This window comes from Pseudomonas sp. 1176_21, from assembly GCF_052850635.1.
Genome location: NZ_VXCV01000001.1, coordinates 979,858 through 1,004,295 on the forward strand (window position 1 = coordinate 979,858; position 24,438 = coordinate 1,004,295).

Annotated in this window: 22 protein-coding genes; 6 read left to right on the forward strand and 16 right to left on the reverse strand. The window is 66.1% G+C overall.

Features of this window, described 5'->3' with window-relative positions:
- Nucleotides 1–99: 99 nt before the first annotated feature.
- Entirely contained in the window at nucleotides 100–1,581 is a 1,482-nt protein-coding gene (locus FW760_RS04640; RefSeq protein WP_274096348.1) for a PucR family transcriptional regulator, read from the forward strand.
- A 3-nt stretch (nucleotides 1,582–1,584) separates the two neighbouring features.
- On the opposite strand, the gene FW760_RS04645 is transcribed toward FW760_RS04640, so the two are convergent.
- From FW760_RS04645 to FW760_RS04680, 8 genes are all read right to left on the reverse strand, one after another.
- Nucleotides 1,585–2,523, reverse strand: coding sequence for a LysR family transcriptional regulator (locus FW760_RS04645; protein ID WP_210014904.1), 939 nt, complete (start codon nucleotides 2,521–2,523; stop codon nucleotides 1,585–1,587).
- Nucleotides 2,524–2,550: 27 nt separating this feature from the next.
- Nucleotides 2,551–3,525, reverse strand: coding sequence for a quinone oxidoreductase family protein (locus tag FW760_RS04650; protein WP_446443656.1), 975 nt, complete (start codon nucleotides 3,523–3,525; stop codon nucleotides 2,551–2,553).
- A 124-nt stretch (nucleotides 3,526–3,649) separates the two neighbouring features.
- Nucleotides 3,650–3,958 (reverse strand): AzlD domain-containing protein, encoded by a 309-nt coding sequence (locus FW760_RS04655; RefSeq protein ID WP_043861362.1) that lies wholly within the window; start codon nucleotides 3,956–3,958, stop codon nucleotides 3,650–3,652.
- Nucleotides 3,948–4,664: an AzlC family ABC transporter permease gene (locus FW760_RS04660; protein ID WP_043861363.1), complete on the reverse strand. Its 717-nt coding sequence runs from the start codon at nucleotides 4,662–4,664 to the stop codon at nucleotides 3,948–3,950. Before FW760_RS04660 ends, FW760_RS04655 begins: the two co-directional genes overlap by 11 nt.
- A gap of 161 nt (nucleotides 4,665–4,825) precedes the next feature.
- A complete protein-coding gene (locus tag FW760_RS04665) occupies nucleotides 4,826–5,323 on the reverse strand; it encodes a VOC family protein (RefSeq protein WP_054914604.1) in 498 nt (165 codons plus the stop codon).
- A gap of 37 nt (nucleotides 5,324–5,360) precedes the next feature.
- Nucleotides 5,361–6,299 (reverse strand): DNA-binding transcriptional regulator DsdC, encoded by a 939-nt coding sequence (gene dsdC / locus FW760_RS04670; RefSeq protein WP_054914605.1) that lies wholly within the window; start codon nucleotides 6,297–6,299, stop codon nucleotides 5,361–5,363.
- Nucleotides 6,300–6,313: 14 nt separating this feature from the next.
- Nucleotides 6,314–7,666 carry a D-serine ammonia-lyase gene (locus FW760_RS04675; RefSeq protein WP_446443657.1) on the reverse strand — a complete coding sequence of 451 codons (1,353 nt, stop codon included), beginning with the start codon at nucleotides 7,664–7,666 and terminating at the stop codon, nucleotides 6,314–6,316.
- Between the two features lie 37 nt (nucleotides 7,667–7,703).
- The gene (locus FW760_RS04680; protein ID WP_196933123.1) at nucleotides 7,704–9,047 is read right to left on the reverse strand and encodes a GntT/GntP/DsdX family permease; all 1,344 of its coding nucleotides are present in this window, start codon (nucleotides 9,045–9,047) and stop codon (nucleotides 7,704–7,706) included.
- Nucleotides 9,048–9,264: 217 nt separating this feature from the next.
- On the opposite strand from FW760_RS04680, the gene FW760_RS04685 reads away from it, so the two are divergent.
- Nucleotides 9,265–10,977 carry an amidase gene (locus FW760_RS04685; RefSeq protein WP_043861368.1) on the forward strand — a complete coding sequence of 571 codons (1,713 nt, stop codon included), beginning with the start codon at nucleotides 9,265–9,267 and terminating at the stop codon, nucleotides 10,975–10,977.
- A 200-nt stretch (nucleotides 10,978–11,177) separates the two neighbouring features.
- On the opposite strand, the gene FW760_RS04690 is transcribed toward FW760_RS04685, so the two are convergent.
- The 5 genes from FW760_RS04690 to FW760_RS04710 form a co-directional block, all read right to left on the reverse strand.
- Nucleotides 11,178–12,413, reverse strand: a complete 1,236-nt coding sequence (locus tag FW760_RS04690) for a saccharopine dehydrogenase family protein (RefSeq protein WP_100632813.1) — start codon at nucleotides 12,411–12,413, stop codon at nucleotides 11,178–11,180.
- 26 nt (nucleotides 12,414–12,439) lie between these two features.
- Nucleotides 12,440–13,537, reverse strand: coding sequence for a carboxynorspermidine decarboxylase (gene nspC / locus FW760_RS04695; protein ID WP_446443658.1), 1,098 nt, complete (start codon nucleotides 13,535–13,537; stop codon nucleotides 12,440–12,442).
- Nucleotides 13,538–13,694: 157 nt separating this feature from the next.
- The gene (locus tag FW760_RS04700) at nucleotides 13,695–16,100 is read right to left on the reverse strand and encodes a TonB-dependent siderophore receptor (protein ID WP_446443659.1); all 2,406 of its coding nucleotides are present in this window, start codon (nucleotides 16,098–16,100) and stop codon (nucleotides 13,695–13,697) included.
- 110 nt (nucleotides 16,101–16,210) lie between these two features.
- Nucleotides 16,211–17,176: a DUF4880 domain-containing protein gene (locus tag FW760_RS04705; RefSeq protein ID WP_446443660.1), complete on the reverse strand. Its 966-nt coding sequence runs from the start codon at nucleotides 17,174–17,176 to the stop codon at nucleotides 16,211–16,213.
- Entirely contained in the window at nucleotides 17,173–17,682 is a 510-nt protein-coding gene (locus FW760_RS04710) for a sigma-70 family RNA polymerase sigma factor (RefSeq protein ID WP_446443661.1), read from the reverse strand. Before FW760_RS04710 ends, FW760_RS04705 begins: the two co-directional genes overlap by 4 nt.
- A gap of 166 nt (nucleotides 17,683–17,848) precedes the next feature.
- Between FW760_RS04710 and FW760_RS04715 the strand changes: the two genes are divergently transcribed.
- Nucleotides 17,849–18,595, forward strand: a complete 747-nt coding sequence (locus tag FW760_RS04715) for a hypothetical protein (protein WP_236176332.1) — start codon at nucleotides 17,849–17,851, stop codon at nucleotides 18,593–18,595.
- 52 nt (nucleotides 18,596–18,647) lie between these two features.
- Here the strand turns inward: FW760_RS04715 and FW760_RS04720 are convergent, their stop codons facing one another.
- Together FW760_RS04720 and FW760_RS04725 are read right to left on the reverse strand one after the other, a co-directional pair.
- Entirely contained in the window at nucleotides 18,648–19,079 is a 432-nt protein-coding gene (locus FW760_RS04720; RefSeq protein WP_043861374.1) for a hypothetical protein, read from the reverse strand.
- Nucleotides 19,080–19,129: 50 nt separating this feature from the next.
- Nucleotides 19,130–19,426 carry a DUF3144 domain-containing protein gene (locus FW760_RS04725; RefSeq protein WP_043861375.1) on the reverse strand — a complete coding sequence of 99 codons (297 nt, stop codon included), beginning with the start codon at nucleotides 19,424–19,426 and terminating at the stop codon, nucleotides 19,130–19,132.
- Between the two features lie 221 nt (nucleotides 19,427–19,647).
- On the opposite strand from FW760_RS04725, the gene FW760_RS04730 reads away from it, so the two are divergent.
- Nucleotides 19,648–21,324 (forward strand): MFS transporter, encoded by a 1,677-nt coding sequence (locus FW760_RS04730; RefSeq protein ID WP_043861376.1) that lies wholly within the window; start codon nucleotides 19,648–19,650, stop codon nucleotides 21,322–21,324.
- A 41-nt stretch (nucleotides 21,325–21,365) separates the two neighbouring features.
- Here the strand turns inward: FW760_RS04730 and FW760_RS04735 are convergent, their stop codons facing one another.
- Nucleotides 21,366–22,598: a M20/M25/M40 family metallo-hydrolase gene (locus FW760_RS04735; RefSeq protein WP_078480332.1), complete on the reverse strand. Its 1,233-nt coding sequence runs from the start codon at nucleotides 22,596–22,598 to the stop codon at nucleotides 21,366–21,368.
- Nucleotides 22,599–22,704: 106 nt separating this feature from the next.
- Here FW760_RS04735 and FW760_RS04740 point away from each other — a divergent pair, with 106 nt between their 5' ends.
- Nucleotides 22,705–23,106, forward strand: a complete 402-nt coding sequence (locus FW760_RS04740) for a GFA family protein (RefSeq protein ID WP_058540106.1) — start codon at nucleotides 22,705–22,707, stop codon at nucleotides 23,104–23,106.
- Between the two features lie 137 nt (nucleotides 23,107–23,243).
- The gene (locus FW760_RS04745) at nucleotides 23,244–24,422 is read left to right on the forward strand and encodes a GGDEF domain-containing protein (RefSeq protein ID WP_177346322.1); all 1,179 of its coding nucleotides are present in this window, start codon (nucleotides 23,244–23,246) and stop codon (nucleotides 24,420–24,422) included.
- Nucleotides 24,423–24,438: the final 16 nt, after the last annotated feature.

The window sequence follows — 24,438 nt, forward strand, 5'->3', positions numbered from 1 at the left end:
CAAGATTCAGCCGCGCACCTTCATACGTTCGTACAAAGCCGTTCAAAGGCGCGCCATGCCCGGTTACACTGGCCGTCACCCTGCCCCGGAAGCTGCCCCATGGCCCTGTCTGTCAGCGACATCATCGCCCTGCCCGAACTGCGCACCCGCGTCATCAGCGGTGCCGGAGGGCTGGGCAAGCCGGTACGCTGGGCCCACGTGTGCGAACTGGCCGACCCCAGCGAATGGCTGGGCGACGCCGACCTGCTGATGACCACCGGCATCGGCATACCCGCCGATGCCGATGCCCAGCGCGCGTACGTGGAAAACCTCGCGGCCGCTGGCCTGGCGGGCATGATGATCGGCGAGAACATGCAGGCCCCGGCCAACCTCGAGGCCTTGATGGAGCGGGCCGACGCCCTGGATTTTGCGGTGATGTTCACCCACTACGGCGTGCCCTTCGCCGCCGTCACGCGGGCCATCGTCGATGCCGGCCAGCAGGAGGAGCAGGCGCGCCGCAATGCCATCACCCGGGTCTACGAAAGTGCCCGCATGAGCATTCAGGGGCTGGGCCTGGGCGCACTGCTCAAGCGCCTGGAAAAGGACGTGCAGGCGCGCCTGACCCTGCTCGACGCCGCGTCGCTGGCGCCCTGGCGCGACGCACTGGGCGGCCTGCCGACAAGCCAGCGCCAATGGCTGGCGGCCCGCCAGCGCGACACCTCGGGCAACCGGCCGGTGGTGCAGCGCCACGCGCTGGAGGCGGGCGAGCTGCTGGTGATGGCGCTGCCGTCCCAGGCCGACTGCCTGCTGGTGGCCGAAGGTGACGGGCTGCTCGACTACGGCCTGTTGCACCATGTGGTGGCGGTGCTGGGCATCGAGCTGGAGCGCCTGCGGGTCGACAACGAGCGCAACCTGCGCCTGGGCTCCGAGCTGCTGGACGACCTGTTGCAGCAGCGTCTGCCGGCGCATCAGGCACAACAGCGCCTGGCCGCCTTCGACATCGGCGCCGAACAGGCCTGCCTGCTGCTCGGCCGCGCCGCCGGGGTGTCACCGGCGGCCTGCGACGAAGCCCTGCAACGCCAGGGTCGTCGCGTGCTGATTCGGGTTCAGGGCGATGACCTGATCGTGCTCGGCGCCGCCGAGTGCATCCCGCAGTTGCAGGCGCAACTGCAGGTGCCGCTGGGGGTGAGCAACCCGCTGGGCCACGCCGGGCGCAGTGTCGAGGCGCTGCGCGAGGCGCGCCTGGCACTGGCCCACACCAGCGCCGCGCAACCGCTGGTGACCTACGCCCAGGCCGGCGCCAGCGTACCGTGGCTGGCGCAGAGCCTGGATGAAGCCGAACGTACCTTCCGCAACGTACTGGGCCCGCTGGCCGACTACGACAGCCAGCAGAACACCCAGCTGCTGCACACCCTGCAGGTGTTTCTGCAACACAACCGCTCGTGGCTGGCGGCGGCCGCGCAGCTGCACGTGCACAAGCAGACGCTGGTGTACCGCATGCGCCGCATCGAAGAGATCACCGGCCGCTCGCTGGACAGTACCGAGGACGTGGCCACGCTGTGGTTCGCCTTGCGCGCGGCGCGCATGGCGGGGCTGGCCTGAGGGCTAGGCGGCAGACGCCCCAGCGTGCTGCCATGGCGCCCCCTTGGCGAAGGCCGCCTCCATCCAGTGCTTGAACGCCAGGGTAGTGGCCGTGGTGAAGCGCGCCGAAGGCCGCATCAGGTAGATGCCCGACGCCGAGTCCAGCTGCCACTGGGGCAGCACGCGCACCAGGCGCCCCTCGGCCAGGTCCTGGTGCATCATCCAGTCGCCACCGGCCAGAATCCCCACGCCGCTGCGCGCTGCCACCAGCAGTGCTTCATTGTCATTGCTGATCAGGCTGCCCTGCACCCGCACCGTCTGCTGCCCGCCCTGCCCGTTCAGGCGCCAGTCGGGGAACGAACGCAAGCCGCTGAAGCCCAGGCAATTGTGCCCGGCCAGGTCGGATGGCCGTTGCGGTGCGCCGTGACGATGCAGGTAGGCCGGCGAAGCGCACAGGATGCGCGTGTGCTCGCACAGCTTGCGCGCCACCAGCCGGTTGTCGGCCAGCTCGCCGACGCGCACGGCCAAGTCGAAGCCTTCGCCCACGATATCGACGAAGCGGTCGGCATAGTCGACGTCGACGGTCACCTCGGGGTAGGCCAGGGAAAACCCGGCCACCAGCGGGCTCAGCCAGCGCCGGCCCATCGCCCCCGGCAGCGCCACGCGTAGACGCCCGCGCACCTGCGCCGCACCGTTGCAGGCCTCGAGTTCGGCCGTGCTGATCAGGCTGGCGGCATGCTGCAGGCGCTCCACCAGCCGCGTGCCCTCGTCGGTGAAGCGCAGTTGCCGGGTGGTTCGCTCCACCAGGCGGATACCCAGGCGCTGCTCCAGAGCCGCCAGGCGCTTGGACAGCACCGAGGCATGGCGTTGCAGCACCCGGCCGGCGGCAGCGAACGAGCCATGCTCGTGCAGCGCCAGCAAGGTGGCAAATTCATCGGCCTGACGGCTGTCGAAAGGGTCCATCGGTGAGGTCGGCCTCGTGCGCGTCGGTCAGGGGATCAGCACGACCGCCCCCTGGGACCGGCCTTGCTCGATGGCAGCATGGGCGCTGGCCACGTCGGCCAGGGGGTAGCGTTGCCATATGTGCGGCTGGATGATACCCGCCGCCAGTGCATCCAGCACATCCTGTGCGCGCTGCTGGTACTCCTGGGGGCTGGCGGTATGTGCCGCCAGTGACGGCCGGGTGAGGAACAGCGAGCCCTTGGCGTTCAGCGTGCCCACCTCGACCGCTGGGGGCGCGCCGCTGGTGGCGCCGAACGACACCAGCGTGCCGCGCGGGCGCAGGCTGTCCAGCGACGCCTCCCAGCTCACCCGGCCGACCGAGTCGTAGACCACATCGACCTTGTGGCCCTGGGTCAGCTCGCTCACCTGGGCCGCCAACGTGGCTGCGTCGAACACCAGCACCGCATTGCAGCCGGCCGCCTTGGCGCGCTCGACGCTTTGCGCCCTGGACACCACACCAATCACATGGGCGCCCAGGTGCCTGGCCCACGGCACCATGATCTGCCCTACCGCCCCCGCCGCACCGTAGATCAGCACACGCGTGCCGGGGCCTACCGGGTAGCTCGCCTTGAGCAGGTACTGGGCGGTGATGCCCTTGAACAGCACGGCAGCCGCGTCTTCGAACGACACGGCAGCGGGCAGCCTGACCAGGCGCTCGGCCGGGTACAGGCGTGCACCGGCATAGCCACCCAGCGGCCCGGTGGCATAGGCCACACGGTCGCCCACGGCCACCTCGGTCACGCCCGCCCCCAGCGCCCGCACGGTGCCGGCACCTTCCAGGCCCAGCGCGGACGGCAACGCAATCGGCACAGTGCCCTTGCGCTGGTTGATGTCCAGCGGGTTGACGCCGATCGCGGCCTGTTCAAGCCACACCTGGCCCGGGCCTGGCGCTTGCACGGCGCCGGCCTGAAGCTGCATCACCTCGGGGGCGCCTACCGCCTGGAGCGTGATTGAAGTCACCATGATGTTGCCTCTTGCAGTGGTTGAAGGTCTGCAAAGGCTAATTAGCGCACCCGTAAACGACAATACAGCGCCATTGCCGAACATATGTGCACCTGATGCAGCAATTCCAGGTGCCCTTCGCCCCCTACAGCGCCCGCACCAGCGCCGCTGCCACAATGCCTGCCGCAATCGCCGGCAGCGGCTTTTTCACCAGCAGCATCACCACCGCCGTGCTCAGCAGCGCCAGGCGTGCGCCGTTGTCGCCGTTCACCGCCAAAGGCGTCAGCACCGCCACCAGCACCGAGCCGGACATCGCGCTGATGAACTGCTGCACGCGGTAGTTGATGGGCACGAACGACATCACGAACACCCCCCCCCAACGGGTGGCCAGGGTCACCAGGCCCATGATCACCACCAGCAGCAGCGTGCCGGCGCCTGCAGTTTCAACGTTCATGCTTGTTCTCCATCCACACCACACCCAGAATGCCGCCCGCCAGCGCGCCCACCACCACGTGGCTGTTCTCCGGCAGGTACCAGTAGGCCAGCAGCGATGAACCGGCCGCCACGATCCAGATCATCAGCATGCGCAGGCTCTTGTGCCCGCCCAGCACCATCGCCAGCAGAAAGCAGCCCATCACCATGTCCAGGCCCAGGCTGACCGGGTCGTGGATCGCATTGCCGAAATGCAGCCCCAGCCAACTGCCCAGGCACCACGCCGACCACAGCGCGATACCGCCGCCCAGCACCAGGCCCAGGCCCGGCTTGCCGGCGTTCAATGCCTGCATGGCCATCGCCCAGTTGGCGTCGGACACCACCAGCATCACGCCGTAGCGCCGGGCAGTGGGCAGCTCGCGCAGCCAGGGGTACAGCGTGGCGCCCATCAGCAGGTGACGGGCATTGATGGCGAACACAGTGATAATCAGCGGCACCAGCGGTACCTGCTCGCCCCACAATTCCAGCGCGGCGAACTGCGAGGCGCCGGCGAACACCAGTGCGCTCATCAGCAGGGTCGCCGCGTCCCCCAGCCCGGTCTGGGCTGCAGCGAGGCCGAAGGCCACACCGAACACCACGACGAACAGGGAAATCGGCAAGAGTTGCTTGAAGCCAGCCCAGACGTCGCTCCACGCAAGCCTGGATAGATGCTTCTCTACGGTTGACAAGGCACAGCCTCCTTCGTGTGGCGATCTTGTCATGCACCGGCCCGAAGGGGCGCATGCCGAACCGCTCGTTTTATAGTGACGCACGCGCGCGCTGGCGTGCGGGCGCTACTATGCCCGCACACACGCGCGTCACAAAGCCTGTTGTGCAGTTGTCGGCGAATTTACTCTCGCGTCGGTGCCTGGGGGCGCAAGGCGGCCTCGATGGCGGCGATGTCTATCTTGTCCATCTGCATCATCGCGTCGAAGGCACGCTTGGCCGCAGCCGGGTCGGGGTGGCTGATCGCGGCGGTCAGCGCGCGCGGGGTGATCTGCCACGACAGCCCCCACTTGTCCTTGCACCAGCCGCACACGCTGGCCTGGCCGCCGTTGCCGATGATCGCCTGCCACAGGCGGTCGGTCTCGGCCTGGTCGTCGGTGGCCACCTGGAACGAGAACGCCTCGCTGTGATGGAAGGCCGAGCCGCCATTGAGGCCCAGGCACGGGATGCCCATGACCGTGAACTCCACGGTCAGCACATCGCCCTGCTTGCCGGCAGGGAAGTCGCCGGGGGCACGGTGCACGGCGCCCACCGCGCTGTCGGGAAAGATGCTGGCGTAAAAGGTGGCAGCCTCCAGCGCCGCGCCGTCGTACCAGAGGCAGATCGTGTTCTTGCTGTTCATCGTGGTTCTCCACAGAAAAGCGACAGACCTCTGCAGTCTAGTCGCCCGCGGCGCAACCCTTGAGCCAGTCGATCAGTACCTGCACCCGCCGGGGCAACGGGTCGCGCGGCGGGTGAACCAGAAAGTAGTCATAGCGCCCCGGCTGGGAAAACCCGCCGAACGGCAGCACCAGCTCGCCCTGGTCGATACGCGCCTGCACCAGGCGCTGGCGGCCGATGGCGATACCGGCGTGGTGGATGGCCGCCGTCACGCACAGGTCCGACCGATCGAAGGTCAGGCCGCGCTGCGGCAAGGCGTCCAGCAGCCCCTGCTGGCCTGCCCACAGTTGCCACTCGGCATCGAACACCGCGTTCTCCCAGGCCAGTGCATCGTGCAGCAAGGTGCACTGGCGCAGATTGGCGGGGTTGTCGAACAGCTGGTGCAGCTCGGCATAGCGCGGGCTGCACACCGGGGCGATGGTCTCGCTCATCAGCGCATGGCTGACCAGGCCGGGAAACTCGCCATTGGCGTACAGCAGCGCCAGGTCGATGTTGTGCGTGCGAAAGTCGACCGCATCGTTGCCCACCCGCACGTCCAGCGCGATGTTCGGGTAGCGCTGGTGGAAGTCGGCCAGGCGCGGCACCAGCCAGCATTGCGCTGCGGACGGGCGCGCGTACAACGCCACCGCCCCGCGCAGCTCGGCCTCGGGCGATGGCTCCAGGGCATCGCCCAGCTGCTCCATCACCCCCTGCAGTATCGCGAACACCCGCTCGCCCTCGGCTGTCAGGCGTATGCGCCGGGTCAGCCGCTCGAACAGGCGCAGCGCCAGGGCCTGCTCCAGGCGGGCGATACGGTGGCTCACCGCACTGGGGGTCAGGCACAGCTCCTCGGCTGCCTGGGCAAAGCTCAGGTGCCGCGCCGCCACCAGAAAGGTGTGCAGGTTGGCAAATTGCGAGCTGTTCAGGCGTGCGCTCAAACGCGGGGGCAGGTTCAGCATCGGTGCAGGTTCCGCTAGTGTCCGGCCAGCAGTGTACGGCCCTGCGCCAGATACGCCTGCATTTCATCGTCCGGCACCATGCTGCCGCCGGTGCCCCACACCAGGTGCGTGGCATTGGCCAGGCGCTGCGCGCTCAGGCCCAGGCGCTGGCGATAGCCCTGCCGTTCCCCGGTCACCCGCAGGAACCCCGGCAGCCCGGCCAGCGCCGAGGGTTCCAGGCGATGGCCCTCGATGGCTTCAAGTTGCGCCAGTTGCCGATACAGCTGCTCGTCGGGAACGGTGTAATAGCCGTCGATCAGGCGCTGCATGGAGCGCCCGACAAACCCGGACGGGCGCCCCACCGCCAGGCCGTCGGCGGCGGTGCGGTTGTCGATGCCGAAGTCGTACACGCTGACCTGCTCGTGCAGCCCGGTGTACACCCCCAGCAGCATGCAGGGCGAATGGGTCGGCTCGGCGAACACGCAGTGCACCGCGTCGGCGAAGATCTGCTTCAGACCGAATGCCACCCCGCCAGGGCCGCCACCAACGCCGCATGGCAGGTAGACGAACAGCGGGTGCTCGGCATCCACCCTGATGCCCGCCGCCTCGAGCTGGCGTTGCAGGCGACGCGCCGCCACCGCGTAGCCGAGGAACAGGTTGATGGAGTTCTCGTCATCGACGAAATGGCAGCGCGGGTCGGCCTCGGCCTGCTGGCGCCCCTGCTCCACCGCCACGCTGTAGTCGGACGCATACTCGATCACCTCCACCCCGCAACTGCGCAAGCGGTCCTTCTTCCACTGCCGGGCGTCGGCCGACATGTGCACGCTGGCCTTGAAGCCCAGGCGCGCACTCATGATGCCGATGGACAGGCCCAGGTTGCCGGTGGAGCCGACCGCCACGCTGTACTGGCCGAAAAATGCCCGCGCGCGGTCGCTGTCGAAGCTGGCGTAGTCATCCCCAGGCTGCAGGATGCCCGCCGCCAATGCGAGGTCTTCGGCGTGCTTGAGCACCTCGTAGATACCGCCACGCGCCTTGATCGAGCCGGAGATCGGCAGCAGGTTGTCGGCCTTGAGCCACAGCGCGCCCTGCACGGGTACCTGCGCTTCGGCGCACAGCGCGGCTTGCACCTGCGCCAACGGCAGCAGGGGCGACTCGATGATGCCCTTGCTCACCGCCGTCTGCGGGAAGGCCGAGGCAATGTAGCTGGCAAAACGTGCCAGCCGCGCGCTGGCGTCGTCCACATCGGCCAGGGTCAGCGGCACGTCGCCCAGCGCCTGCGCTGTCGAGGCCAGGCCCGGGTTGAACCAGGTGGTCGGTTGCAGGCGCACCAGGTCGGCGATCAAGGGGTGGCTGTGCTGCCACTGGTCCAGGGTCTTGTCGTGAATCATGCGGTTCTCCAGAAAAGTGACGGTAGTACGGGCAGGCTCATACCCAGTGCGACAGCAGCAGGGTCATGCCCAGGGCCACGACCGAAGCCAGCAGTGTCGCGGCGGTGAATTTTTTGAGCGCCTCGCCCAGCGACACGCCCAGGTACTCCTTGACCACCCAGAACGCCGAGTCGGTGACGGTAGTCCAGCCAATCGCGCCGGCGCCAATGGCAATGATCACGATCTCGCGGTTCTGCCCCGGCATCGCGTCCAGCAGCGGCAGCACCATGCCGGCGGCGCTGACCATTGCCACGGTGGCCGAGCCGACCGCCAGGTGCATCAGCCCGGCGACGAACCAGGCCAGCAGGATCGGGTTCAGGTCCCACTGCGACAGGGTGCTGGCCAGCACCTTGCCGACCCCGCTGTCGATCAGCACGCCATTGAAGGCACCGCCGGCACCGATGATCAACAGGATACTGGCCAGCGGGGTGAAGGAGCCGGCAGTCAGCGCCTGCAACCGGGCCATGCCCAGGCCACGGCGCAGGCCCAGCGCCCAGTAGGCGAAGCACACCGCGATGGCCAGGGCAGTGAGCGGGTTGCCGAGGAACATCATCAGCCGGTACAGCCCGGCCTCGGGCGCCAGGGTCATGCTGGCCAGGGTCTTGCCCACCATCAGCAGCAGCGGCAGCAGAATCACCAGCAGGGTCAGGCCCAGGCCCGGCATCGACCGGCCAGCGGCTGGCGTGGCGGCAGGCTCTGCCGCGGCCTGCGCGTCGGGCGCCGCGTGCCGCGGGCACACCAGCGTGGCCCATACCGGGCCGGCAATCACCGCGGTCGGCAGGCCGACGATCAGCCCGTACAGGATCACCTTGCCCACGTCGCCCCCCAGCAGCTGGGTGATGGCCATTGCCGCCGGGTGCGGCGGCAGCATGCAGTGCACGGTCATCAGCGATACGGCCAGTGGCAGGCCGACGTAGAGGATGTTGAGCCGGGTCTGGCGGGCCACCACGTAGATCAGTGGTATCAGCAACACGAAACCGACTTCGAAAAACACCGGTATGCCCACCACGAAGCCCACCAGCATCATGGCCCACGCCGTGCGCTGTTCACCCAGTGCGTCGAGCAGCGAGCGCGCAATGCGTTCGGCGCCGCCCGACACCTCCAGCAGTTTGCCCAGGATGCTGCCCAGGCCGATCACCGCCGCAAGAAAACCCAGGGTGCCGCCCATGCCCTTCTCGAACGAATCGGCGATGGCCGGCAGCGGCATGCCGGCCCCGGCGCCCACCACAAAACTGGCCAGCATCAGGGCCAGGAACGAGTGCACCCGAAACCTGACCACCAGCACCACGATCAGGCCGATGGCCGCCATCAATATCAGTAACAAACCTGCGTCTTCGTGCATGACTTCGCCTTTATTTGTTTTAGTGAGCGATTGCCGCGCAGGGCGCGGTCGGAGGCGATTAGGCGGCACGCAGGCAGGCCTTTACAAAGGATGGTTTTTCAGCGCACAGGTGATCTGAGGTCATCTGCCAGGGCCCTCGCCGGGCGGACACCTGAACCTTAAACCGCTATGATTCCCGCCATCACTTATGACCCCTTTGGCCGCTGGTAACCACCGCATGATCGAAGTCACCGAAGTTTCCATTGCGCAGCTGCGCGCCGCCCTCGAATCGGGCCAGACCACCTCGGTCGAGCTGGTGAAGGCCTACCTCGCCCGCATCGATGCCTACGACGGCGCAGACACGCCCACCGCGCTCAATGCGGTGGTGGTGCGCAACCCCGAAGCCCTGCGCGAAGCCCAGGCATCCGACGAGCGTCGTGCCCAGGGCAAACCCCTAGGCCCGCTCGACGGCATCCCCTACACCGCCAAGGACAGTTACCTGGTCAAGGGCATGACCGCCGCCTCCGGCAGCCCGGCCTTCGCCAACCTGGTGGCCTACCGCGACGCCTTCACCATCGAGCGCCTGCGCGGCGCCGGGGCGATCTGCCTGGGCAAGACCAACATGCCGCCCATGGCCAACGGCGGCATGCAGCGCGGCGTGTATGGCCGGGCCGAAAGCCCGTACAACGCCGCCTACCTCACCGCACCCTTCGCCTCGGGCTCGTCCAACGGCGCGGGCACGGCCACGGCGGCCAGCTTCGCTGCGTTCGGCCTGGCCGAGGAAACCTGGTCCAGCGGCCGCGGCCCGGCCTCCAACAATGGCCTGTGCGCCTACACCCCTTCGCGCGGGGTGATCTCGGTGCGCGGCAACTGGCCGCTGACGCCGACCATGGACGTGGTGGTGCCCTTCGCCCGCACCATGGCCGACCTGCTCGAAGTGCTCGACGTGGTGGTGGCCGAAGACCCCGACACCCGTGGCGACCTGTGGCGCCTGCAGCCCTGGGTGCCGATCCCCAGCGTGGCCTCGGTGCGCCCCGCCGCCTACCCGCAACTGGCGGCGGACAGCGCAGCGCTGGCCGGCAAGCGCTTCGGCATCCCGCGCATGTACATCAACAAGGACCCGGATGCCGGCACCTCGGACAGCCCCGGCATCGGCGGCCCGACCGGCCAGCGCATCAACACGCGGCCTTCGGTGATCGCACTGTGGGAGGCGGCGCGCAAGGCACTGGAAGCGGCCGGCGCCGAGGTGCTCGAAGTGGATTTCCCGCTGGTATCGAACTGCGAGGGCGACCGCCCAGGTGCGCCCACCGTGTTCAATCGCGGCCTGGTGTCCAAGGCATTCCTGCACCATGAACTGTGGGACCTGACGGCCTGGGCCTTCGACGACTTCCTGCAGGCCAACGGCGACCCGCAGCTCAACCGCCTGGTGGACGTGGACGGGCCGAAGATCTTCCCCCACGACCCCGGCACCCTGCCCAACCGCGAGGGCGACCTGGCGGCGGGCATGGACGAGTATGTGCGCATGGCCGAGCGCGGCATCACGCCGTGGGACCAGATCGCTACCCTGCCCGATGGCCTGCGCGGGCTGGAGCAGACGCGGCGCATCGACCTGGAAGACTGGATGGACAGGCTGGGGCTGGATGCGGTGCTGTTCCCGACGGTGGCCGATGTGGCCCCGGCCGATGCCGATGTGAACCCGGCCTCGGCGGATATTGCCTGGAGCAACGGGGTGTGGGTGGCCAACGGCAACCTGGCGATCCGTCACCTTGGGGTGCCGACGGTGACGGTGCCGATGGGGGTGATGGCGGACATCGGCATGCCGGTGGGGCTGACCTTCGCCGGGCGGGCGTATGATGACTCGGCATTGCTGCGCCTGGCCTCGGCGTTCGAGGCTACGGGTTCAAAGCGCTTGATACCGCCGCGAACCCCGATGCTGGCACGCCGTAAATAGATAGAGGTTGGTGCCTATCGCGGGTCAAGCCCGCTCCCACAGAGAACATCACTGGGTCCGAACCCAGCGCACATTTCCTGTGGGAGCGGGCTTGACCCGCGATCGAGCGCGCAGCGCTCGCAAGACCGATCGCCACGAACTATCAGACAAAAAAGGGGGACGCCATCACGGCGCCCCCCTTTTTTGTCAGCCTGAACCCGTCAGTTCCAGGGACGATCGCCGTTCTCGTCCTTGATGCGGGTCGGCAGGCCCATCACGTCCAGCGCCTTCAGGAACGGCTCGGCCGGCAGTTCCTCGACGTTGGCCATGCGCTGCACGTCCCACTCGCCACGGGCCACCAGCAGGGCCGCCGCCACCGGCGGCACGCCCGCGGTGTAGGAGATGCCCTGGCTGTCGGTCTCGGCATAGGCCTCTTCGTGATCAGCCACGTTGTAGATGAACACTTCGCGTGGCTGGCCGTCCTTGGTGCCCTTGACCAGGTCGCCAATGCAGGTCTTGCCGGTGTAGCCCGGCGCCAGCGAAGACGGATCCGGCAGCACGGCCTTGACCACCTTGAGCGGCACCACTTCCAGGCCCTCGGCGGTCTTCACCGGTTGCTCGGACAGCAGGCCCAGGTTCTTCAGTACGGTGAACACATTGATGTAGTGCTCGCCGAAGCTCATCCAGAAACGCACGTTCGGCACGTCGAGGTTCTTGGACAGCGAGTGCACTTCGTCATGGCCGGTCAGGTACAGGTTCTGCGAACCCACCACCGGCAGGTCGTCGGTACGCTTGACTTCGAACATGGTGTTGCTGGTCCACTGGCTGTTCTGCCAGCTCCACACCTGTCCGGTGAATTCGCGGAAATTGATTTCCGGGTCGAAATTGGTGGCGAAATACTTGCCATGGGAGCCGGCATTGACGTCGAGAATGTCGATCGAATCAATGCGGTCGAAATACTGTTGTTGCGCCAGTGCTGCATAGGCATTGACCACACCCGGGTCGAAGCCCACGCCAAGAATGGCGGTGATTTTCTTCTGCTGGCATTCCTCGAGGTGCTTCCACTCGTAGTTGCCATACCAGGGCGGCGTCTCGCAGATCTTGCCCGGTTCTTCGTGAATGGCAGTGTCCAGGTAGGCCACGCCGGTATCGATGCAGGCACGCAGCACCGACATGTTGAGGAAGGCGGAACCGACGTTGATCACGATCTGCGATTCGGTTTCGCGGATCAGCGCCTTGGTCGCCTCGACATCCAGAGCATTGAGCGAAAAGGCCGTGATGTCGGCGGGTACCTTCAGGCTACCCTTGGCCTTGACGCTGTCGATGATGGCCTGGCATTTGGAGATGTTGCGTGACGCGATGGCAATACGACCGAGTTCGTCGTTGTGCTGCGCGCACTTGTGGGCCACCACCTTGGCGACACCTCCTGCACCAATGATAAGAACGTTTTTCTTCAATTTCTTTATCTCTCCTTTCCGCCAGCTTACGAGAGGCTGGACAGGTAGTCGTCAAAACCAAATTCGCGAACCACCTCGACAGTACCGTCAAGTTGTTTCACTACGATGGATGGCATCTTCAAACCGTTGAACCAGTTTTTCTTGACCATGGTGTAGCCTGCCGCGTCGATGAACGACAGCCGATCGCCGATGGCCAGCGGACGATCGAATTGATACTCGCCGAAGATGTCCCCGGCCAGGCAGGATTTGCCGCATACCATGTAGGTGTGCTCACCCTCGCTGGGCGCCAGCTTGGCGTTGAGGCGATAGATCAGCAGGTCGAGCATGTGCGCCTCGATGGAGCTGTCGACCACGGCCAGGTGCTTGCCGTTGTACAGGGTGTCGAGCACGGTCACTTCCAGCGAAGCGCTCTGGGTGATCGCCGCTTCGCCCGGCTCCAGGTACACCTGCACGCCGTACTTGTGCGAGAACGCCTTCAGGCGCGCGCAGAATGCATCCAGTGCATAGTCTTCGCCGGTGAAGTGGATACCGCCGCCCAGGCTCACCCACTCGACCTTGTGCAGCAGCTCGCCGAAGCGCTCTTCGATGGTGTTGAGCATCTGGTCGAACAGGCCGAAATCGCCGTTCTCGCAGTTGTTGTGGAACATGAAGCCGGAGATCTGCGACATGACCGCATCGATCTTGACCGGGTCCCATTCGCCCAGGCGGCTGAACGGGCGCGCCGGGTCGGCCAGCAGGTAGTCCGAGCTGCTCACCTGCGGGTTGACGCGCAGGCCGCGCACCTTGCCTTCGGTGGCCTGGGCATAGCGCTGCAGCTGGCCGATGGAGTTGAAGATGATCTTGTCGCAGTTCTCGATCATCTCGTCGATTTCATCGTCGGCCCAGGCCACGCTGTAGGCGTGGGTCTCGCCTTCGAACTTCTGGCGGCCGAGCTTGAGCTCGTAGAGCGAGGACGAGGTGGTGCCGTCCATGTACTGCTGCATCAGGTCGAACACCGACCAGGTGGCGAAGCACTTGAGCGCCAGCAGGGCCTTGGCCCCGGACTGTTCGCGCACATAGGCGATCTTCTGCATGTTGTGCAGCAGCTTGGTTTTGTCGATGAGGTAGTACGGCGTCTTGATCATTTCGAGGCCCCCGGCAAGGCCGGCCAAAAAAAGGACACGCATTGTGCCTTCACTGCACGGGAATCGAAAGCTCGGAAGTGATTTTTGCCCGACGCGGATTTTTCGGGTGCACCCATCGCAGGTCGAACCCGCCCCCACACGGGAGCGGGCCTGGACGTCAGAAGTCCCAGCGAGTGCTGAACATCACGTTGCGCGGGTCACCGTAGTACGAGGAGTTATAGAAGCCGATGTTGGTGTAGTAGTACTTGTCGAACAGGTTGTAGACGTTGACCGACGCCGACAGGTGCTCGGTGAACTGGTAGCGCGCCATCAGGTCGACCAGCCAGTACGGGGTCTGGGTGAAGGTGTCATTGGCGCCCTTGGCGTAGTTGTTGAGGACCTGCCAGCCCTTGCCCTGCCAGCGTGCCCCACCGCCCACGGTGAGCTTGTCGAGGCGCCCGCCAAGTTTGTAGGTGGTGTAGAGGTTGAGCTGATCTTCGGGCTCCCAGGTAGCTACCTTGGCCCCGCCCTGGTCGCGGCTGACCTTGTGCGTGTAGCCGGCCTGCACCTGCCAGCCGGGCGCCAGTTCCCCGGACACCTCTGCCTCGTAGCCCTTGGTTCTGGACTTGATGCCCATGTAGGCGTAGTCGATGTCGGGGTTGGTTGGCCTGGCGTTGTAGAACGTGTCGGCCTGCGGGCGGTTATCTTCGTGCACTTCGAAGTAGGCCAGGCTGGTGTTCAGGCGACCGTCGTAGAACTCACCCTTGATGCCCACCTCGTAGTTCTGGCCCTCGTTGGGCTCGAGCATCCTGTTGCGGCTGTCACGGTAGGCCGTCTGCGGCAGGAAGATATCGGTGTAGCTGGCATACGCAGAGAAGTTGCTGTTGAGGTCGTACACCACCCCGGCATAGGGCACCAGCCGTCCGCTCTCCTGGCTGTCGCTGGTGCCGGTGACCTGAAAGTTTGCCAGGCGGCTGCCCAGCAGCAGCGAAAGGTCATCGGTGACACTGAAGCGCGCAGTCAGGTAGCCGCCACTTTGCCGGGTGGTTTCGTCGTTGCGCTTTGTCACCGAGCCCCAGTCCGGCTCGATGGCCTGACCGTGCCAGCTCTCCAGACCGTATTCGTTGTCGAAGTAGGTGACGTTGTTGTAGTTGTCGCCCTTCCAGTGCGAGCTGGACACCGAGCCACCCACCACCAGTTGGTGTTCGCGCCCGAACAGGCTGAACGGCCCGGTGGCGTAGAGGTCGCCGCTGTCGCTGGTGGTTTCGCCGGTGTACTTGCGCGAATAGATCGACGACACGGTCGGGGTGTCGGGCGACACCGAGCCCAGTGGCGCGTCATAACCATTGATCTGGTGGTTGTACTGACCCTTGATGACCCAGTCATTGGCCAGGCGATGCTCCAGGGTGGCGAACAGCGTGCGCGAGTACTGCTCCCAACTGCTCCACTTGGCGCCATTGTTGAACGAACGCGGCAGGCTGATGGGGTTGCCCTGGGAGTCGTACACCGGACGGCTGCCCGACCAGCCCGAGCCCCTGGGGTCGCTGTCCTGGTAGTCGGCGCCCAGGGTCAGCAGGGTGTCTTCGTCCAGGTCCACTTCCAGGATGCCGTAGTACACGCTGGTCTTGCGCTCGTAATGGTCCATGAACGAGTGCTTGTCCTGATAGGCGGCCACCGCCCGGCCCCGCACGTTGCCACTGTCGGTCAGCGGGCCGCTGAGGTCGATCTCCGAGCGGTAGTTGTCCCAGGAGCCGGCGCCCAGGTCCACATGCCCCCTGAAGTCGGCCGTCGGCTTCTTGCGGATCAGGTTGATCGTGCCACCGGGGCCGCCCGCGCCGGTGAGCAGGCCGGTGGCGCCCTTGAGCACCTCGACCCGGTCATAGATCGCCATGTCGGTAAGGGTCTGCCCGGCCGAGTACTGCGCGTCACGCAGGGTCGGGATGCCGTCGTACTGGAAGTTGACGATGGAGAAGCCGCGCGAATAGTAGTTGGTACGTTCACTGTCGTAGGTCGACACGGTGATGCCGGGGGTGTGGCGCATCACATCGTCGATGGCGTTCAGGCCGAAATCGTCCATGGCCTGGCGCGTGACCACAGAGATCGCCTGCGGGGTTTCCCGCGGGGTCAGCACCATGCGCGTGGCGGTGGCGATGGTGCCCGGCGTGTAGGAGCCGGTGCCTTCGGTGATGGTGCCCAGCTGGTTGGCGCTGACTTCGGTGGCCTGCAGCTCCAGCTGCGCACTGCCGGTGGCCAGCCTTGGCATTACCCGGTAGCCCTCGCCTTCGGGCATCGCCTGCAGGCCCTTGGGTGCGAGCAGCCGCTCCAGGCCCTCGGCGATGGCGTAGCTGCCGTCCAGGCCGCTGCTGTGGATGCCTTGGGTCAGGGCCGAGTCGACCGCGATCATCACCCCGGCCTGCTGGCCGAATGCGCCGAGCACGCGATCGAGGTTGCCGGCGTCGATATGGAAGGCGTGGGTGGCGTGGGCATCGGCGCCGGCCAGTACGCCCTGGCTGGCGCACACGAGGGAAAGCCCGAGGATGGCCGTGCGCAAGGCACCGGCAAGCGGAGTGAGGCGGCTGTGCATAAACAATTCCATGGGTTGAGGGTGTTGGCGATGCGCTGTTTTTCAGCGTCTTCCCTGGTCTTGATGCATGAGATGGAAAAAACTGCCGCCGCTGTTAAAAATAATCGTTCTCAGGCCACGACCACGTTTGCCCAGTAGCCGAACACACGCTGTACCCGTATCGGCAACACACTGGCCAGCAGGTCGAGGCTGGCATCGGGCCGATCGAGGGAGAACGAACCCGACACCTGCAAGGCCGCCACCGCCGGATCGCAGCGCAGTACGCCGCGCCGGTAGCGGTCGAGCTGGGCCAACACCCGGCCCAGTGGCATGCGCTCGGCAATCAGCAGGCCGTCAACCCAGGCCTGGGCGCCCGCGTCGAGGGGTTCGACACTGCCGACCCGCTGCCCGAACGCCACCTGCTGGCCGGCGCTCAAGGTCATGCGGGTGCTGCCGGCCCAGGCGATCGAGGCACTGCCTGCCAGCACCTGCACCTGTGTACCCGACAACCCGGGCAGGCCCTGGCTGACCACCAGCCGCGAGGCGGGCTCGGGGCGTACCCAGCCATTGGCGGTGCGCACCGCCAGCGAAGCACCTTGCCCCAGGGTGAGCATGATCCGCCCCAGGTTGAGCGCCAGCACGTCTGCGTGCGCATCCACGCCGGTGCGGGTATCCAGGGTCAGCTCCACCTCGCCAGACAACGCCACGTGATGACGCTCGCCGGTGGCGGTGCGGTAGTCACTGAACAGTTCCGGCAGCAGCACCCGCTCACGCACGCTCAGGCCAGCCGCCAGTACCACCCCCAGCCCGGCGAAGCCCTTGAGCACATTGCGCCGCGACGCAGTGCCACGTGCCTGCAGCAATCCGCGCGCGCCGGCGGCCGGTAACGTCCTGGTGCCCTGGCGCAGGTCATGGGTGAGCCCGGCAAGACGCTGCCAGGCCAGTTCATGCTGGGGGTTTTCATTGCGCCAGTGCTGGCAGGCCTGCTGCTCGGCCAGGCTGCTGACACCCGACTGCAGGGTGACCATCCACAGCATGGCCTGCTCTACCACGCCGGGGTCCAGCGGCTGGTTGTCGATCCGGGCGAAGCGGCTCATGCGCCGTAGACCGCCGCATAGCAGTGGCGGTAGGCCTTGAGCATGGCCTTTTGCACCATGTTCACCGTCAGGCCCTGGTGTTCGGCGATCTGCGCGTAGGTCAGGCCGTCAAGCTGTGACAGCAGGAAGATCTCGCGCACCTTGCTGCCCAGCCCATCGAGCACCTGGCCCACCGCGTCCAGCGCCTCGAGCACCAGCAGGCGAGTTTCCGGGGACGGCACCAGCGCCGGTTCAAGATGCGCCAGCGACTCCATGTAGGCCTTCTCCAGCGCATGGCGCCGAAAGTACTGGATGCACAGGCGGCTGGCCACGGTGGTGAGGTAGGCGCGCGGCTCGCGGTACACCGGCGGTGCCTCGCTGCGCAGGATGCGCACGAAGGTGTCCTGCGCCAGGTCCAGCGCCTGCTCCCGGTTGCCCAGCTTGCGGCGCAGCATCTGCGTCAACCAGCTGTGGTGTTGAACGTAGAGTTCGCCCACCGCATGGTGGGTGCTGGAAAGTGGATGCATCGGCAGGGTTCCGGGACGCAGGCTGACGGGAGTCGTGCATGGTAATACTTCTCATTAGCTTGCGGTGGATTTTTATGATTGCCGCCGAAACAACCTGCTTCACCGACACTGGCAGGCCGGCGCTCAGGTGCAGTACTGTGCGAGGCAGCCAAAGGGAGGGCTGCATATGGATCAAGCGACACTCACCACCTTGTTGACCAAGCTCCGCAATTGCGACCTCGAGGGCGCGGCCGCCGACCTGCAGGCCCAGGCAGTGGCACTGGCGGCCCGGGGGGAAGAGGCACTGTCCGACTTCCTCGCCCGCTATGCCTTCCGCTCGTTGCAGGGCAAGCACAGCCCGGACAAGACATCGCCGGCGCTGGCCCAGGCACTGCACGACAGCGAACAGCACCTGCAGCAGCTTCACGACGAGCGCAAGGCGCTGCTCGACGACATCCACACCTACTTTCTGGAGTTCGAGAAGATTGCCGTCAACCTGACCCCGGCACTGATCGAACCGGCGACCTTCAGTGAGCAGAACCGCGACAACCTGCCGTTCATCGAGGACTACCTGAGCGGCCGTCGCGAGGTGGTGGACGATCTCAACCTGCAGAGCGTGCTGAAAAAGCAGATCAAGTTCTACCTCAACCTCAACCTGCACGATGAACGCCCCACGTTGCAGGTCAGCTATCGCAAGACCCACATCCAGCCGGGCAAATCCTGGCGGTTCGTGGAGCTGAGCCAGCAGGCCGGGCAACGCAGCGAACAGTTGAACCGGCTGGTGCAACTGGATACCGAGTGCGATGCGGTGCAGCGCCAGGCATCACGCCTGAAATGGGAGCTGCGCTGCAACGAGGACACCGGCAACCAGCAGGTGGCCGACTTCCAGAAGAAACTGGGGTTGTTCATGGCCAGTGTGGCTGCACAGGCCTGAGGCCGACCGGGTGGCGGCACCGGCCCGGCACCCCCGCCCGGCCATTCGCGGATCAGCCCAGGCGGCCCCAGACCTGCACCAGCCCCACCAGGTGCACCACCCCGAACCCCAGGCACACCAGCGAGCTCACCACGATGAAGCGCTGGCTGCGCCCGGTATTGGCCAGCACGAAGGGCCCGGCGATACCGCGCAGCAAGTACACCAGCGTGATCGCGCACAACGCCGGCAGCAGCAACGGCAGCGGCGCGATCACGCCCGCCCCCGACAATGCAAAGGCCGCCCAGCTCAGCAGCACCAGCGCAATCGCTGCCGTGACCACCGCCGGAAAGGTCCGGCCCGCCTCCGCCGCCCGGATGAAGCGCTCACCCGCCCCGAACAGGCGATACCAGGACGGCCCCGCGATGATCGTACCCACGTGCAGCACGGCCGCCAGCGCGCTGAGCGCCGCGGCAATCACCAGCGCCAGATTGTATTCACCTGCCATAACGGTTCTTCCTTGTAGGAGCCGGCGTTGCCGGCGAAGCGGGCAACGCGTTACTTGGCCGAACCCTGCATGTACGTCGCAAAGTTGTTGATATGGTCGTCCAGGTTGTCTTCGAGCATCATCCGGTACTGGTCGCAGAAGTACGTGAGCATCGCCTCGCGTGCCTGCGCCATTTCTTCCCCCGACTTGAAGTTGCGCGCACTCACCCAGGCATTGAACCGGGTGGTGCCGAACATCATCGAGGCACTCACCTTGCCCAGGTCCTGGACCTGCCCGAGCTGCTCGTTGGACAGCTCTATATGGGCGTCGGCGCGGTCGTAGAACGAGTCGTCAGCATTTTGCGGCATTGCGTGTCCCTTTCTCATCACGTCTGGTTATTGCAGCCCCCTCCTGCCGTCCGGCCAACCGTCGGCGAGTGGATATCTGCGCGAAGCTGATTATGCTTCAAACGAGCGGGCAGCGCTGCGAGGTGTCTGTGCGCATTGCGTAGTCCGATGACATCAGCCCCAGGGCTTGGGTGAAGTGGCAGTGGGTGTTCCGGCCTACAACAACAATCCGGAGAAAACTCATGGCGACAATCGACAGCACTTCCACAGGCAGTGCGCCCAGGCGCGGGATCACCAAAGAGGAACGCAAGGTCATCTTTGCCTCGTCCCTGGGCACCGTGTTCGAGTGGTACGACTTCTATCTGTATGGCTCCCTGGCGGCGATCATCGCCAAGCACTTCTTTGCCGGGGTCAACGAAACCACTGCCTTCATCTTCGCCCTGCTCGCCTTCGCCGCCGGGTTTGCGGTAAGGCCGTTCGGCGCCATTGTGTTCGGCCGCCTGGGCGACATGATCGGGCGCAAGCACACCTTCCTCATCACCATCGTGATCATGGGCGTGTCCACCGCGGTGGTGGGCCTGTTGCCCAGCTACTCGAGCATCGGCGTGGCGGCCCCGGTGATCCTGATCACCCTGCGCCTGCTGCAAGGCCTGGCGCTGGGCGGTGAATACGGCGGCGCCGCCACCTACGTGGCCGAGCACGCACCGCCCGGCAAGCGCGGCTTCTTCACCTCGTGGATCCAGACCACCGCCACGCTGGGGCTGTTCCTGTCGCTGCTGGTGATTCTGGCGTGCCGTACCGTGCTGGGCACCGAGGCGTTCGAGGCGTGGGGCTGGCGCATACCATTCCTGCTGTCGATTCTGCTGCTGATCGTGTCGGTGTACATCCGCCTGCAACTGAGCGAGTCGCCGGTATTCAACCGGATGAAGGCCGAAGGCAAGGCATCCAAGGCACCGCTGACCGAGTCGTTCGCACGCTGGGACAACCTCAAGGTGGTGATCATGTCGCTGCTCGGCGGTACCGCCGGCCAGGCGGTGGTGTGGTACACCGGGCAGTTCTATGCGCTGTTCTTTCTGTTGCAGACGCTCAAGATCGACCCGCAGACCGCCAACCTGCTGATTGCCGGTTCGCTGCTGATCGGCACGCCGTTCTTCGTCATCTTCGGCAGCCTGTCCGACCGCATCGGGCGCAAGGGCATCATCATGGCCGGCTGCATCCTGGCGGCGCTGACCTACTTCCCGATCTTTCATGCGCTGACCCAGTACGGCAACCCCGACGTGTTCAGTGCCCAGGCACGCAACCCGGTGACGGTGGTCGCCGACCCGGCGCAGTGTTCGTTCCAGTTCGACCCGGTGGGCAAGGCGCGCTTCACCAGTTCGTGCGACGTGGCCAAGAGCGTGCTGGCCAAGCGCGCGATCCCCTACGTGAACGAAAAGGCCGAGCCCGGCAGCGTGGCGCAGGTGCGCATCGGCAGCACGGTGGTGCCCAGCTTCGACGGCAGCCGCCTGCCGGCCGCCGACTTCAAGACGCAGAACGATGCCTTCGCCGCCACCCTGGGCGCGGCCCTGAAGGACGCCGGCTACCCGGAAAAGGCCGACCCGAACAAGACCAACTACCCCATGGTGCTGTTGCTGCTGACCATCCTGGTGATCTACGTGACCATGGTCTACGGGCCGATCGCCGCGTGGCTGGTGGAGCTTTTCCCGGCGCGTATCCGCTACACCTCGATGTCGCTGCCCTACCATATCGGCAACGGCTGGTTCGGCGGCTTCCTGCCCACGGTGGCGTTCGCCATGGTCGCGGCCACGGGGGATATCTACTACGGGCTGTGGTACCCGATCGTGATCGCGGTGATGACCGCCATCCTGGGTACCTTCTTCCTGCCCGAGACCAAGGACCGCGACATCAACCACAGCTGAAGCCGCCCGCCCTCCCGGGTGCCGGGAGGGCGCGGTGCAGCCTACTGCGAGAGGTGCCGGATCATCGCCACCGTCAGGTACAGGCGCGGCGCGATGCTGGACAGTTCGATGTATTCATCGTCGGCGTGCAACCCGGCCCCGACCACGCCCATGGTTTCGAGCACCGCCGGCGTGGCGCTGCCGGGCACATAGGCATAGCCGGCGTCGGTGCCAAAACGCATGGCGATGGGTTCCAGGCTGCGATCGATCTGGCCATACAACTGCTGGGCAGTGCTGGCCAGGGCGGCGGAGCCTTCATTTCTGGCCAGCGGCGGGCGCCCCTTGCGCAGGGTCAGCGTGACCTGCGTGTCGGCGATGAGCCGGGCCTGGCTGATACGTTGCGCGTCGGCCAGCACGCGGTCGCTTTCGGACAGGTCGGCATAGCGCATGTCGGCTTCGGCGGTGGCCAGCGCCGGGATGATGTTGGCTTTCTCGCCGGCCTTGGCCAGGGTCCAGTTGACCGTGGTGCCTTTGGCCGGGTCGCCCAGGTCCTTGAGCTGCACCACCTGGTGCGCCAGCTCGGTCAAGGCGTTGCGCCCGTCTTCAGGGGCGGAGCCGGCGTGTGCCGAGCGACCGCGCACTTCCAGCAGCAGCTGGTTGATGCCGTTGGTGGCCACCGTCACCGCGTCCTTGTTCGGGGGCTCGTAGGAGAAGACGTAGTCATGCTTGCGCGCAAGCTCGGCAATGATCTGCCGGGAGCCGAGCGAGCCCATTTCTTCATCGGGGTTGAACAGCACGGTCAGGGTGGCGTAGTCGTTGAAGCGCACATCCTGCAGCAGCTTGATCGCATGCAGGATCATCGCCACCCCGCCCTTCGCGTCGGCCACCCCGGGGCCATAGGCACGCTCGCCCTCGATGCGAAACGGGCGCCTGGCGGCGGTGCCGGGGCCGAACACGGTGTCGTAATGCACCATCAGCATGAAGCGCTTGCTGCCGCTGCCCTTGAAGGTGCCGACGATGTTGTTGCCCACCGAGGGCGTGGCGGCGCTGGTCTGCACCGTGGCGCCCAGGGCCTCCAGGCGCTTGACCAGCAATGCGCCGATGTCGGTGAGGCCTTGCTGGGTGCCGGTACCGGTGTCCACCGATACCAGGGTTTTGAGGGTATCCAGGTAGCTCGACTGCTCGGCCTTGGCTTTTTCCAGCAGGTCCTGGGCGGGGGAAGCGATGGCGCCGGTACAGGCGAAGGACAGGCAGAGCGCCAGGGCGCTGGCGTAGGGAGGGCGAAACAACGGCATAGGGCGGGGCCTCGGTGCAGGGTGGCAAAAGGGTGTGTTGCATGACGGGCAAGGGATCAGCTTAGACTGTCGGCCCTGTATTGCGAGCAACCGGGTTGGACCTTCCATGACACACCAGTACCAGGGCAGCTGCCTGTGCGGCGCCATCCGTTATCAGCTCAGCGCGCCCCTCAAGGCGGTTTCGCACTGCCATTGCAGCCAGTGCCGCAAGGGCCACGGGGCGGCGTTCGCCAGCTACGCCAGCGTCAGGCGCGACGACCTGCAACTGCTGCAGGGAGGCGAGCGGCTCAAGTCGTACGCATCGTCCGAGTCGGTGGCGCGCCAGTTCTGTGGCGACTGCGGTTCATCGCTGTTCTGGTCGCGCTCACAGGGGGACCATGCCGACTGGATCTCGATTGCGCTGGGCACCCTGGACTCACCCCTGACGTTCGACAGGCAGCGCCATGTGGAGGTGGCTTCGAAGGCGCCGTGGTACGCAATCGAGGACCATTGGCCACAGGGTCGATAGGGTCTTTTGCACTGCCAGCGACAGGCTGGCCCAGGTTTGCGACAGCCGGCTGAAACGCTTCGCGCAAGCACTGCGAAAAACCGATTCAAACGCTTACAATCGCCGCTTTCCGTGCACTTCATGCAGGCCCGCTCGCCATGGCGCTAGACCCACCCACGATGCTCACCATCACGATCGCCCTCGCCGCGGCCGCCGCGCTGTACCTGGCGATCGAGTGGCGCAGCGTGCGTGAACCCTCGCTGCTGTTCTGGAGCGCCGGGTTCGCCACCATCACCGTGGGCTGTACCCTCGCGCTGCTGCGCAGCAGCGGCCTGCTGCTGATCGGTATCTGGTTCGCCAATGGCCTGCTGGTGACGGCGCACTGGCTGTTCCTGCTGGGTGTCGGGCGTTTCACGCAAACCCAGCTGTCGCGGGGCTGGTACCTGGTCTTCGTGGTATGGCTCGCGCTGCTGGTGGTACCCGAGGAGCCGCAATGGTCCAAGCTGATGCTGCTGGTCAACTCGCTGCTGGTGGCGCTGCTGGCGCTCAAGGCCAGTGCACTGCTGCGCCCGCATGGCAAGTCGCTGAGCGTGGGGGCGGTGCAACTGCGCTACGTGCTGCTGATGCACGGCCTGTTCTACGTGGCCAAGGCGATCACGGCGGTGGTGCCCGGCACGCTGATCGACCTGGCGGCGTTCCGCGGCCAGATCATCCAGATCTCGCTGGTGGAAGGCGCCATGGCAATCATGCTGATTGCGCTGTCGATGACCGGCACCGAGCGCTACCGGCGAGAAAAACGCATCGCCCGCCTGGCCGCCCGTGACCCGCTGACGGCCCTGTACAACCGCCGCGCCCTGGAAGTCCGTGCGCCGCGCCTGCTCGAAGACGTGTCGGCCACGCGGCCCGGAGCGTTGCTGCTGATCGATATCGACAACTTCAAGCTGGTCAACGACCTGTTCGGGCATAGCGCCGGTGACCGCCTGCTGGTCGACCTGAGCGAGATGATCCGCGCGGTGCTGCCCACCGGCGCCCTGGCGGCGCGACTGGGTGGCGATGAGTTCGTGATTCTGCTCAACAACGCCCCCACCGAACGTATCCTGGCGCTGGGCGGTGCCTTGCGCGAGCAGTTTCGGCAGGCCGCCGCGCAGCTGTTCCCCACGCCTGCGCCGGTGACCCTGAGCATCGGCGCCAACCTGTTCGACCAGCCGCCGGGCAGCCTCACTGCCCTGATCGAACAAAGCGACAGCGCGCTCTACGCCTCCAAGCGCGGTGGACGTGACAGTATTCGCGTGGTGGACCGCACCGCAGCCGCTGGCGACCCCCTGCACACGCCTTGAGGCAGTACCAATGGAT